The 12,769-nt window shown below is 36.3% G+C and carries 10 protein-coding genes; 8 read left to right on the top strand and 2 right to left on the bottom strand.

Features of this window, described 5'->3' with window-relative positions; all coding sequences use genetic code 11:
• Positions 1–2,395, bottom strand: a 2,395-nt coding sequence (locus tag N2201_05835) for a hypothetical protein (GenBank protein MCX7785729.1), incomplete at its 3' end; no start/stop codon positions are given.
• A 746-nt stretch (positions 2,396–3,141) separates the two neighbouring features.
• Here N2201_05835 and recA point away from each other — a divergent pair.
• The 4 genes from recA to N2201_05815 all read left to right on the top strand — a co-directional run bounded on the left by recA (position 3,142) and on the right by N2201_05815 (position 8,557).
• A complete protein-coding gene (gene recA / locus N2201_05830) occupies positions 3,142–4,188 on the top strand; it encodes a recombinase RecA (protein MCX7785728.1) in 1,047 nt (348 codons plus the stop codon).
• The gene (locus N2201_05825) at positions 4,151–4,771 is read left to right on the top strand and encodes a RecX family transcriptional regulator (GenBank protein MCX7785727.1); all 621 of its coding nucleotides are present in this window, start codon (positions 4,151–4,153) and stop codon (positions 4,769–4,771) included. The genes recA and N2201_05825 overlap by 38 nt, the downstream gene beginning before the upstream one ends.
• 63 nt (positions 4,772–4,834) lie before the next feature.
• Entirely contained in the window at positions 4,835–7,459 is a 2,625-nt protein-coding gene (gene alaS / locus N2201_05820) for an alanine--tRNA ligase (protein ID MCX7785726.1), read from the top strand.
• A gap of 99 nt (positions 7,460–7,558) precedes the next feature.
• Positions 7,559–8,557 carry a WG repeat-containing protein gene (locus tag N2201_05815; protein MCX7785725.1) on the top strand — a complete coding sequence of 333 codons (999 nt, stop codon included), beginning with the start codon at positions 7,559–7,561 and terminating at the stop codon, positions 8,555–8,557.
• Between the two features lie 134 nt (positions 8,558–8,691).
• Here the strand turns inward: N2201_05815 and rpmA are convergent, their stop codons facing one another.
• Positions 8,692–8,973, bottom strand: a complete 282-nt coding sequence (rpmA, locus tag N2201_05810; protein MCX7785724.1) for a 50S ribosomal protein L27 — start codon at positions 8,971–8,973, stop codon at positions 8,692–8,694.
• Between the two features lie 237 nt (positions 8,974–9,210).
• Between rpmA and rpmB the strand changes: the two genes are divergently transcribed.
• The 4 genes from rpmB to N2201_05790 all read left to right on the top strand — a co-directional run bounded on the left by rpmB (position 9,211) and on the right by N2201_05790 (position 12,588).
• Positions 9,211–9,399, top strand: coding sequence for a 50S ribosomal protein L28 (gene rpmB / locus N2201_05805; GenBank protein ID MCX7785723.1), 189 nt, complete (start codon positions 9,211–9,213; stop codon positions 9,397–9,399).
• A 292-nt stretch (positions 9,400–9,691) separates the two neighbouring features.
• Positions 9,692–10,648, top strand: a complete 957-nt coding sequence (locus N2201_05800; GenBank protein MCX7785722.1) for a GDP-mannose 4,6-dehydratase — start codon at positions 9,692–9,694, stop codon at positions 10,646–10,648.
• A gap of 33 nt (positions 10,649–10,681) precedes the next feature.
• A complete protein-coding gene (locus N2201_05795) occupies positions 10,682–11,620 on the top strand; it encodes a GDP-mannose 4,6-dehydratase (GenBank protein MCX7785721.1) in 939 nt (312 codons plus the stop codon).
• A 113-nt stretch (positions 11,621–11,733) separates the two neighbouring features.
• Complete coding sequence (locus tag N2201_05790; protein ID MCX7785720.1) at positions 11,734–12,588, top strand: glycosyltransferase family 2 protein; 855 nt, start codon at positions 11,734–11,736, stop codon at positions 12,586–12,588.
• Positions 12,589–12,769 lie beyond the last annotated feature (181 nt).

The following is a 12,769-nucleotide window of genomic DNA, read 5'->3' as shown; positions in this document are numbered from 1 at the left end:
CTGGATTGGTTTGTAACTTCACCCATGTGCCATAATTATAATACGTTTGATTTGGTACTTTATTGACAGAACCGTTACCTGTAATATTTATCGTCAACAAGAATGTATCAAGATTAAATGTTGCAGTAATCGTCTTAGAACTATTCATCAAGATTGAATCATAAGCATTACTACCAATTAAATCACCTGTATAACCAGCAAAATGGCAGTTGGCATCTGGATTGGCCGTTAAATAAACCCAGGTGCCATAAGTATAAGTTGCTTGATTGGGATTCTTGGAGACACTACCAGTACCACTGCCAGCATAATTAATTGTCAAGGTGTATTGGTCTTGAGTAAATAAAGCATTCACCGTCTTATTGCCAGTCATCAGAATTGAATCATAAGCATTAGAACTGGTCAAATCACCAGAATAGCCTCCAAAACTCCATCCTGGGTCCGGATTGGCTTGTAACTTCACCCAGGTGCCATAAGTGTAAGTCGCCTGGTCTGGATTTTTCGTCACTGTGCCATTACCGGTGATGTTAATAGTCAGGGTATATGCCTCTTTTTCTCCAATTTGAAAATCACTGAAACTGGACATAGCAAGTGCTTGAGTGCTAGTATTGGTTCTTGTTCCAATTTCTGGAAAAGACCAACTGCTACCATCTTTTTTGGCAACATAGAAATTGTTGGGGTCAGCACCTGCGTCTATGTCAAGTGGGTTAAAATTAAATACTGCGTTGTAGGTCGTAAAACCGATGCCTGAATTAGTTAGTATCCAATGCCGATTAACACTCTTAGATGAATTAATACCCGAATTAGCAATATTAGGATGGTCACCATCAATTGCTCTTGCGGTTAGATTGCCCGCTGTATTAACTGAAGCAAAAGTAACCGTGACTGGCGAGTAATATGATGTCCCAATTTCAAATGTTCGTGACACAGATGAACCCGTGCTAACATATTTTTTGAAATTACCCCAAATATGTCCTGAGACACGCGATACAGAACCCGTGGAACCTATTGCCAAAGTTTCGTTGCCAGTAGCAACAATACCATTGGTCAATGTTAAAACGCCATTAACAAAAGCGCTTTTGTTGACAGTGATACCACTTGAATTATTAATAGTTAAATTTGCAAATGTTGTTGATGTGGTGCCGGCAATTGTTTGTGCTGATGAACCGTTAAGATTAATTGTACTGGTAGAAGCAGTAAATGTTGCACCATTATTAATAAAATTACCTTTAATGTTATGGGTATAGGAACCAGCATTAAAAGTAGTTCCAGCACCAAGTGTAAAGTTACCATTAACCGTAATTGATGCACCTGCAGTTGCAGAACTTGTTCCGGCCATAGTAAAATCTCCTGCTAAAATCATTTCTGAGGTTGGCATTGTTTTAGTTCCACTACCACTTAGGATTAAGTGTCCATAGCCTTCATTACTAACCGTTTGATTTCCGCCACCGTATTCAACGGTACTGGTGGTTCCAAATGTTTTAGTTTGAAAACCAGTCACCATACCAGTTGTTCCTAACATCAGAAATTTTGCACCATTAGCAACTTGAAAAGTTTTCGTGCTATTGCCAGTAATTGTATAACTATTGTTACTTAATGTGCCTCCATAGATTCGAACATCACCAGTTACATTAGATGTGGTAATTGCAGCACTAATGGTTTTAGTGCCGGTATTACTAAAATGCAGATTATTATATCTAATATTAGAAACACCGATTGGAACGGTTTGGTTAATACTGCCATTAAAAATGAAATTACTTGAAGTTCCCGGTGATATTGTGCCAAGATTATATTGGATGTTAAAATTTCCGCCTAAATAAAAATTACCCGCACCTGTGATATTAATCTGATTTTGTTCAGGAGAAGCACCACTGGAAGGACTATTAAAATTCAGGTTACCCGAAAGATTAACTGTGCCGGTAGATATCTGGACAACACAATTACGATTACTCTGGTCACCACTGCCATTGAGATTAAGGGTTAAGTTACCGTTGATATTAAGAATTCCGCTTGCCACATCTATTCGACGAATAAATGAAGAATTTCCGCCATAAATGATGACATCTTGGCCAACATTCAAAGTCGCTCCACTACCGCCAAAGTTAAGATAACAGGAATTCGCATTTGTGGACGTGCCGATTTCTAATCGATGGCAGTATGCGGTATAATTGTTGGGTATAGTAACAGTTCTGCCATTGGCTTCAATATAAACTGTATCCGAACTNGTTGGCACTGGCGCGCCGCCAGAACCGCCCGGTGTTGTTGACCAGGTACTGGTTTGATTCCAATCACTACTGGCAACTGCATAACGTTTTCCAGCGTATAGTTGAGTAACAAAAATCAAACTTACAAAAAGCACGCCTAAAGTTATGCATAATGTTTTTATCTTACTATGCATTGTCTCCTCCAATATTTGCTTTCCGCTCATTGGCAGAATGCAATTTTGTTTTGGCAAGATATTTATTAAGGTAAAGGCAAACCGATTCGATATGGGAAAACTTCTCTTGCCTAAAAGTCTGAACCCATATCATCGGATTATAACGGCTTTTAAAAATCCACCCAGACAATGTCCGAAAGCGGATTTCCTAATATGAAAGATTTTATCGTAAATCCTGACGACCACGAACAACTTATGAACTTATGCAATATGCTCCTGATAAACTACTATCAGTTTAAGTTTGTTAGGGAAAGTGCTGAAGTGTGTTTATTAATTAAGTATAAAAAATTCTAATTTAATTAATTTTAGCACTAAATATTTTTACACACACGCACTTCCACAATAATATATAATTTTATCAAAAATTTATCATGCTGTCAAGCAAAATTTTTGAAAGTCTAATTTTTATAATGTTGGTGAAATCTTGTAAAATCAATATCTTTTGAATATATATATTTTGTTGCATAATATCTTTTCATTTTCTGATCAGAGGGTAAAGGTAAATATTAAAAACACTCGAAAAAGTCTTGTGATTGACAAATCTCACTATTAGTAAATATTAAAAACATAATGCGTTGATAAAAGAATACTTTTTATCAACGCTTATTGGTCTTGACTTTATTCTTATTCGGTTTATACTTACTTTATAATGTGAGAATGTGAGAGCAAAATAAAAGTGCCTCTCCATCGCAAAAATGAGGTGACTTATGGCTAAAGAAGAAAGAATTAATGCCTTAAAAGCCGCTATCGCACAAATTGAAAAGCAGTTTGGCAAAGGCGCTATAATGAGACTGGGCGAGACTGAAACTAAAGTTCAAACCGAAGTAATTCCAACTGGTTCCATTGGCTTGGATTATGCTTTGGGCATTGGTGGATTCCCTCGTGGCCGGGTAGTAGAAATTTTTGGTCCTGAAGCATCTGGCAAAACCACTTTGGCTTTACAAGTAATTGCTGAAGTGCAAAAAATGGGTGGAAATGCGGTATTCATTGATGCTGAGCACGCATTGGATGTTAATTATGCTTCTGCTTTAGGGGTTGATTTAACCAATCTTTTTGTTGCCCAACCTGATTCTGGCGAACAAGCACTGGAAATTGCTGAAACCCTAACCCGCTCTGGCGGGCTTGATGTTTTTGTCATTGACTCAGTTGCCGCCTTAGTGCCCCGAGCGGAAATTGAAGGTGAGATGGGCGATGCGTTTATCGGTGTGCAAGCAAGATTAATGTCCCAAGCCTTACGCAAATTATCCAGTGTGATTAGTAAATCTAAGACTTGTGCTATCTTTACTAATCAAATCCGCCAAAAAGTCGGTGTTATGTTTGGTAATCCTGAAACTACTCCTGGTGGCTTGGCATTAAAGTTTTATGCCAGTTTACGACTTGATATAAGAAGAATCGGTTCGATTAAAAAAGGTGATGTTGTGATTGGCAACCGCACTAAAGTCAAAGTTGTCAAAAATAAGATGGCACCACCTTTTAAGGAAGTTGAGTTTGATATTATTTATGGTAAAGGTATTTCTCGTTGTGGCGAACTTATTGATTTAGGCACTGAACACAATATCCTACAAAAATCCGGCACTTGGATTATATTTGAAGATACCCGGCTTGGTCAAGGACGCGATTCCGCAGTTGAATTCTTAGAAAAGAATGCCGATATCCGTAAGAAAGTCGAAAAGAAACTACTTGCTGAATTACACTTATCAAAACCCGAAGAACCCGATGAAAATATCCCTAAGACCACAAAGAAAAAATCCTGAACGCACTTCAATCTATATCAACGGCAAATACGCATTCAGCGTTGACAAAGATACTTTAGCCCAACTTTCCCTTTATGATAAGCAAGAAATCACAAAGCGCGAATTAGAGCATTTACTTTTTGAGTCAGAAAAGCAGAAATGTAAAGACTATGCTTATTTATTACTCTCTTATCGGATGCGCACCAAAAAGGAGATTGAAGACCGGTTGCGACACAAGGATTTTTCTCCCTCAATAATAAAAGATGTAATGACCGAATTGGAAAATCAGGGATTGATTGATGACAGAAAATTTGCCCAAGCATTTGCTCGTGATCGGATTAATTTTAGTCTTAAAGGCAAACACCTAATTTTTGCCGAACTTAGAAAAAAAGGCATTAGTCAACAAGATATTGAATCTGTCCTTAATGACCCAGAAATTATCAATGGCGAAGAATCTGCCTTAAAAAGAATTATTGAGAAATATCAGAATCGATATAAAAAATATCCCCTTCAAGAACGAAAACAAAAATTCTATACACTATTAACCCGACGCGGATTTTCTTATCCAATGATTAAGAAAGTATTAAAGATTGAAGAAAATTAAATGAGTTTCTGAGTTAATGTTTTTTAGTTTTGAGTTATGAGGTTTGAAATTTGAGATTATAATATGAACCACCGAGAGATTAGACAAACTTTTCTTGATTTTTATGCCAAACGGGACCATAAGATTGTTCCCAGTTCATCTTTAATTCCTAAAGATGACCCGACTTTACTCTTTACCAGTGCTGGTATGGTGCAATTTAAGCCGTTTTTCGCAGGCACAGTTCCATTGCCCTATCGCCGAGCAACCTCAATTCAAAAATGTCTGCGCGCAACTGATTTAGCCGAAGTTGGCAAATCTTTTAAGTATTGCACCTTTTTTGAAATGCTCGGTAATTTTTCTTTTGGCGACTATTTTAAGAAAGAAGCCATTCCCTGGGCTTGGGAATATCTTACGCAAGTGGTTAAATTACCCAAAGAGAATCTCTATGTCTCAGTTTATGAAGAAGATTTTGAAGCCTACGAGATTTGGCATAAGGATGTCGGCTTGAAAGAGAACCGTATTTATAAACTCGGTAAAAAGGATAATTTCTGGGGACCAGCCGGACTTACTGGTGCTTGCGGTCCTTGTTCAGAAATCTATTTTGATATGGGTATAGAATTTGGTTGTGGCCAAGAGACTTGTGGTCCAGGTTGCGACTGTCCGCGATTTCTTGAACTCTATAATATTGTCTTTCCTCAATATGATATGCAACTTGATGGTACACTATTACCATTAAAGAATCGCGGTATTGATACAGGTATGGGAATGGAACGATTATGTATGGTCTCGCAAGAGAAAAAGTCTATCTTTGAAACCGATTTGTTTGTGCCAATTATCAAAGCATTAGGTAAAATTCTTAACACACCACTTAATGACAAAAATCGTACGACTTATTATGCTTGTGCTGACCATGCTCGAGCCTTAACTTTTGCCTTAGGTGATGGTGCAATTCCATCTAATGAAGGCAGAGGTTATATGCTCAGAAGTATTCTGCGTCGGGCGTTACTCTTTGCTTATAAGATTGGCATTGAAGAACCTTTCTTATATCGGTTAAGCAGTGAAATCATTGAACAGATGCGACAATGGTATCCCGAATATGTGCACAAACGCGAGACAATTGCTCTTATCATTAAAGCCGAAGAAGAAAGATTTTTAAGAACAATCTCTTCAGGTTTAATTCGTTGGCAGGAACTGGCAGAACAATACCAACAAGACAAAAAAATACCTGGCACGGAAATATTTAAACTTCACGATACTTTTGGTCTGCCCGTAGAATTAACTCAAGAACTGGCAAAAGAAAACGGTTATACTTTGGATTTAGAAGGTTATGCGCAAGAAATGGAAAAACAAAAAGAACGGTCAAGAAAAGTTGCTATTGATGTCAAAAAGTCAATCTCGGATGCAATGGAAAAAGCCCTTTCAATGCAGACCGAAGATTTCTGTGGCTATGAATGCGATACGGTTGATACTAATCTGCTCATTGCTCAAAAACTTTCTGAAGAAATCTGGGAAATCTTATTACAAGACCCGCCATTTTATGCTGAAGCCGGCGGTCAAGTAGGTGATACTGGTAAAATCATCGGTAAAGATTTTGAATTGGAAGTGCTTGATACTTATTATAAGAATAAACATCGCTGGTGTGAAGCAAAGCTCTCAAAAGGTGAAATTACGGAAGGCGCTTTTGTCGAAACACCAATCCCAGTGCGGGCAATGATTGATAAAGAACGCCGACGAGAAATTGAACGGGCTCACACTGCAACCCACCTTTTACATTCTGCACTAAGAAAGATTGTGGGTGAATCCGTAAAACAAGAAGGTTCTTTAGTTGAGCCTGGCCGGCTTAGATTTGATTTTACTTCTCCTTTGCCGTTATCTAATGAACAAATTCAAAAAGTTGAAGAACTTGTCTTTAACAAAATTATTGAAGACCTTAAAGTTGAGCACTTAAAGAACATTCCAATTGAATCAGCAAAAACTATGGGCGCGTTAGCATTTTTTGGTGAAACCTATGGTGAACGCGTCAATGTCTTAAAAATCGGCGATTTCTCTTGCGAATTCTGTGGTGGCACTCACTTAAGAAGAACCGGTGAAATTGGCCTCTTCAAAATTATTACTGAAACCAGTATTGCTGCCGGCATCAGAAGAATTGAAGCCTTAGTCGGAAAATTAGCCTATCAAGCCATAAAAAACGAACGAAAAATTCTTGATGAATTGAACGAAAAGTTAGAAGCCACGGATAATCTTTTAATAAATAAAATTGAAAGTGTTTTTAACACCCAAAAACAATTAGAACGGTATATTGCACGGCTCACCACTAAAGTAATTGATGCGGAAATCTATCAACTGCAAAAAAATGTTGAGGTAGTTTCGGAAATTAAATTAATCTTTAAGAATTATGATTACCTTAATATTGCTGACCTACGACTAATTGCCGATAAAATTCGACAGCTCGAAAGAGAAAACATCTGTGGATTTCTTATCGCCAGTTCCAAAGATGATGACCGAATTCGGTATATTACTTTTGTGAGTGAAAATCTCAAAGACCGATTATCTGCAAATGAAATCGCCCGCGAATTGGGTAAAATAATGAATGGTGGCGGAGGCGGTAGACCAGATTTAGCCGAAGGCGGAGGCAAAAAAGATAAAATTCAAGAAGCATATAATACGCTAAAAAATATTATTCAAGCACGCTTCACCAATCTCCAGTGATACAATTCAAAGCAAGACGATAAAAACACAAGTGAAATTTAGCCGTTTCGCCAAATATCTTGGAGATGTTTTGCTCTGAAACTTAAAATTAAAGATAAAATGTTAAAAAATCAAGCCCCAAAATATCTTTTAAGACTCGCTATTTTTAATTTCGGGTTTTTAGTTTTTGGTCTTTCGCTATTATCTTTCCAGTTAAACTCAACACCACTCTTTCCAATTAAAGAAAATGGTAAATATGGATTTATTAATAAGCAAGGCGAGATTATTATCCCAATACGATTTGATAAAACTTGGGGATTTTCTGAAGACTTGGCTGGAGTATTTGTTGAAAATCGCTGGGGATTTATTGACACCTTAGGACGCTATCAGATAACACCGCAATACGAATGGGTTGATAATTTTTCCGATAGTCTGGCACGAGTTTGGGTAGAAAATAAGATTGGCTATATAAATAAGAAAGGAAAATTAGTCATTAAACCACAGTATCTCGACGCGGGCAACTTCTCGGAAGCAAGAGCCAAAGTTGTAATTAATCATAAATATGGTTACATTGACAAGACCGGCAAGATGGTAATTAAAGCCCAATATGATTGGGCGGACGATTTTGCCCAAGGTTTGGCAGTTGTCCGCATGGGCAAAAAATATGGTTATATTAATAAAAATGGTGATTATGCAATATCACCGGTTTATGATTGGGCGCAAAAGTTCTCTGAAGGCATGGCATGTGTTAAAAAAAACGAAAAGTTTGGTTATATTGTCAAATCCGGAGAATACGCCATCAACCCACAATATGATGATGCCGGTGATTTTCACGAACGATTAGCCCGTATTAAAATTAATAATCGCTGGGGCTATATTGATAAAACTGGCAAAGTTGTAATCAGACCTCAATATGATTGGGTAGACGATTTTTCAGAAGAACTGGCAGTTGTTAAAATAGGAAAAAATTTTGGCTATATTGATAGAACCGGCAAAATCGTAATCAAAGCACAATATGATGAAGCCGAAAATTTTTGTAACGGTTTAGCAAAAGTAAGAATTGGTAAAAAATGGCATTACATTGATAAAACAGGTAAAACTATTTGGCAATCAAAATAAATTGATAAGGCGGGAAACCTTTAATGAGAAATTTTAAACTCTTGAGAAAACCAGTATTGGTCTGAGGATATAAAAATTAATATAATCGGGTTAGTAATTTGTAGTTAGAGATACCTTCAAAATTAGACTCGGTTTTAGTTTGATAACGGTATATTGGATTCAGAGACAGGATAGACCGAGACGCGTTTTTTGTTTCGGCTAACTCGTTCAAATCTGACAATACCTGAAGCCATTGCGAACAGTGTGTCATCTTTACCCCGACCAACATTTAATCCGGGTAAGAAGATAGTTCCGCGTTGTCTAATGATAATACTGCCGGCATTAACCAATTCGCCCGCATATGCCTTAACGCCTAATCTCTGACCATGGCTATCTCTGCCATTTCTTGATGAACTTGCGCCTTTCTTATGTGCCATAATTTTATCATACACCAAAAAATTCTATCTGTCAAGAAAAAAGTCGCAGACAACATACACTAAAGAATCACAAAGAAGTAAAATAATCTCAATAACAACACTTGACATTATTAGTAAATCTTGTATTTTATATTATTGAGTTTAGTATTTTTTACTATTAATAAAAGGTGTCTATATTGAAATACAACTTGTTTAAATATGAATTTAGAATTTAATTGTTCCCAATTGGAGGAGCATATGGCAAAACATTGTGAAATTTGTGGCAAAGTTGGCGTGGTTGGTTCTAATATTAGCCATGCCCATAATGTGACAAAACGACGATGGGAACCAAATCTTCAACGAATACGAGCAAAAATTGAAGGCGAAACTAAAAAAATTTGGGTCTGCACTCGTTGTCTTCGTTCCGGTAAAGTTGAAAAAGCATAAATTGAAAATATATCTAATTTTGCTAACTGCCATTAGCAAGTCGCTATTACCTAAGATAAATAAATGAAGGGACATTTATGAAAGTATTAATGTCCAAAAATATATCTTCACTAACCGCCATTAGTAATTTTGCTATATACCCGATAGCCAAAGATACATTTAGGAAAGCATTGATGTCTGAAAATAAATCTATTTTGCTAAAGATTAATGAAATAATTAATCTCAAAAATATTCTTGTATTTGTTTTAATTGTCTCCAATTTTATAGTTTAGGAAAAATTTAAGGAGTTAATATGAAAGCATTAATAACCGGGATTACTGGTTTTGCTGGTAGTCATTTAGCCGAATATCTATTAACCCAAAAAGATTGTAAGGTATTTGGCATTTATCGTTGGCGTTCGCGTATGGAAAACATCACCCACATTCTAAATAAAATCAAACTTTTTGAGTGCGATTTACGCGATGCGGTATCAGTTAATAATGTGATTAAACAGGTTAAACCGGATATGATTTTTCATCTGGCAGCACAAAGTTATGTGCCAATGTCTTGGGTCGCTCCAGCAGAAACATTAACTACTAATATTATTGGCGAATTGAACATTTTTGAAAGCATACGAAATGTGGGGTTAACGGACTGTCGAGTTCAACTCGCTTGCTCGAGCGAAGAATATGGTCAAGTCTTTCCTTCAGAAGTGCCAATTAAAGAAACTAATCCGCTGCGTCCGCTAAGTCCATATGGAGTAAGTAAGGTTGCTCAAGACTTATTAGGATTTCAGTATCATAAAAGTTATGGCTTGAATATTATTCGCACTCGAGCTTTTAATCATACCGGACCAAGAAGAGGAGAAGTCTTTGTTACTTCTAATTTTTCTAAACAGATTGCGGAAATTGAAAAAGGCAAACGTAAACCAATAATTTATGTGGGAAATTTATCGGCCGTACGAGATTTTACCGATGTCCGAGACGTGGTCCGCGCTTATTATCTCTGCCTGAAAAAAGGAACGCCTGGAGAAGTCTATAATATTTGTACTGGTAAAGGCTATAAAATTAAAGAGGTACTGGATATTTTACTTTCCTTGAGCAAAGTTGATATTGAAATTAAAGTTGACCCAAAAAGATTACGACCATCTGATGTTGAACTTTTAATTGGCGACCCGACTAAAATTAAAAAGGAAATTGGCTGGAGCCCAGAAATCCCTTTTAAGCAAACGCTAAAAGATTTATTAGATTACTGGCGGGAACGAGTTTAGAAAAAATTATTAAGATTTAACTTTCCTCATTCTGTGAAAAAAGTCCTAATTACCGGTATTGAAGGATTTGTTGGTAATTATCTTGCAGGTTATCTTCAGTCATTGGGCTATGATATTTATGGCACTTATTGGGCTATTCCTCAGAAGACTAATTATAAAATCTATTATTGTGATATTCGCAACTATTCAGAAATTTTAAGGGTTATCAAAACGATTCGCCCCCAAATAATCTTTCATCTTGCGGCACAAAGTTCGGTTTCTCAAGCCGAAAAGAATCTTAAAGATACCTTCGCTATTAATACAATGGGCACACTAAATGTTTTAGAGTCAATAAGAGAAACGAAGATAAGACCACGGGTTATTTATATTTCATCCTGTGAAGTATATGGTCGAAGTGCGCGAAAATTGACTGAGCGTATGCCCCCCAATCCAGTAAGTTTTTATGCCTTAAGTAAACTCTGTGCGGAAAAGATATGTCTATATTATGTTAGTCAATATAACTTAGATATTGTAATCTTAAGACCATTTAGTCATACTGCGCCAGGACAGGCCGAGCATTTTATCTTTCCCAGTATTGCTAAAAGAATTGCGGAAATTGAAGTTGGCAAAAGAAAACCCGTATTACAAGTTGGCAATATCAATGTCAAAAGAGATTATCTTGATGTTTCGGATGTAATCCGTGCTTATTATTTGGCGATGAAAAAAGGAAAGACCGGTGAGATTTATAATATCACCAGTGGCAAACCTTATACCATAAAAGAGTGCATAGCATTTCTCTTGAAACTTAGCAAGAAAAAGATAAAAATTACCACCATAAAGAGTTTAATCCGTGCTAATGATATTCCAATACTTACTGGAAGCGCCCAGAAATTTTCCCAATTAACAGGTTGGAAACCAGAGGTGTCATTTTATACAACGCTGGCTGACCTCTTAAATTATTATCGTATGCAAATGGAAACTGGAATTTCGTAAATACATCACGAAGGATAAATATCAATTAAATTTCCCAATAAAACCGCAAAATAAAAATCAATCTTCATTACTGCAAAGGTTAAGAGTAGATTGTTAAAAAGATAATTGAGAAAATGGTTTCAATTCTTATTATAACTTGGAATAGCAAAAAATATCTAAAACCTTGTTTAGATTCAATTCTTCTTCAAGAGCAATTTAAATTTTTTGATTATGAAATCGTTGTCATTGACAATAATTCGCAAGATGGAACGGTTAATATTATTGAAAAAAGTTATTCCCAAGTTAGATTAATAAAAAATGCAGTAAATGTTGGTTATGCTAAAGCCAACAATCAAGGTATCAAAATTATCCGGAGTGAATATATTCTACTGCTTAATCCGGATACGATATTACGAGATAACTTCTTTCCACCACTAATTGAATATCTTAAACAAAATCCCCGAGTTGGTGCCATTGCTCCGAAAATACTAAATCCAGATTTAACAATTCAAGATTCAGTTCGCGCTTTTCCCAGTTATTCAATTTTATTGTGGGAATTAACTGGTTTATCACGACTTTTTCCCCAGCATAAAACTTTTGGCCGCTGGCGGATGAAATATTTCGATTATAATCAAATATCCGAAATTGACCAACCTATGGCATCATGTCTTTTGGTGCGCAAAGAAGCAATTGAGCAAATTGGCGGTTTTGATGAACGTTTTCCAATGTTTTATAATGATGTTGATTTTTGTTTGCGATTAAAGCGCGCCGGCTGGAAAATAGTTTATTTTCCGGATTCTTCAGTTATCCATTATCGGGGTGCAAGCACAAAAATAGTCCGCACCAAAATGATTTTTTCTATGCATAAAAGTTTATATCACTATTTTGAGAAATATGATACGAGTAGGTGGTGGCAAATCAAGAAACTTTTTTTATATCCGATGCTTATTTTTAGCGCACTAATCCGAACATTCTCGAAAAAGTTATAGTACAGGTCGTGCTTACTTAATTTTCCCTAATTCGATATCTATTAACCTGAATTTTACGAATAACTTCAAAGTGAAGATTTTGCTTTTAGGCTTCTTCGCTACATTCAGCATAACAAGCACAAGGACCGAAACAAGAAAATGAGAGTAAAATAATAGTGGAAATTCTGATAAACTAAAGATA

Source organism: candidate division WOR-3 bacterium, from assembly GCA_026418155.1.
Classification (GTDB): domain Bacteria; phylum Hydrothermota; class Tepidihabitantia; order Tepidihabitantales; family CAIPLT01; genus JAOABV01.
This window is presented reverse-complemented; position numbering and strand designations above follow the sequence as displayed.

What these genes read in the sequence shown, in the direction of transcription:
- N2201_05800 (MCX7785722.1), top strand. Translation starts at nt 9,692, where the DNA reads ATGAAAGCATTAATAACCGGGATTACTGGTTTTGCTGGTAGTCATTTA.
- alaS (MCX7785726.1), top strand. Translation starts at nt 4,835, where the DNA reads ATGAACCACCGAGAGATTAGACAAACTTTTCTTGATTTTTATGCCAAA.
- N2201_05815 (MCX7785725.1), top strand. Translation starts at nt 7,559, where the DNA reads ATGTTAAAAAATCAAGCCCCAAAATATCTTTTAAGACTCGCTATTTTT.
- rpmA (MCX7785724.1), bottom strand. Translation starts at nt 8,973, where the DNA reads ATGGCACATAAGAAAGGCGCAAGTTCATCAAGAAATGGCAGAGATAGC.
- recA (MCX7785728.1), top strand. Translation starts at nt 3,142, where the DNA reads ATGGCTAAAGAAGAAAGAATTAATGCCTTAAAAGCCGCTATCGCACAA.
- rpmB (MCX7785723.1), top strand. Translation starts at nt 9,211, where the DNA reads ATGGCAAAACATTGTGAAATTTGTGGCAAAGTTGGCGTGGTTGGTTCT.
- N2201_05825 (MCX7785727.1), top strand. Translation starts at nt 4,151, where the DNA reads ATGAAAATATCCCTAAGACCACAAAGAAAAAATCCTGAACGCACTTCA.
- N2201_05790 (MCX7785720.1), top strand. Translation starts at nt 11,734, where the DNA reads ATGGTTTCAATTCTTATTATAACTTGGAATAGCAAAAAATATCTAAAA.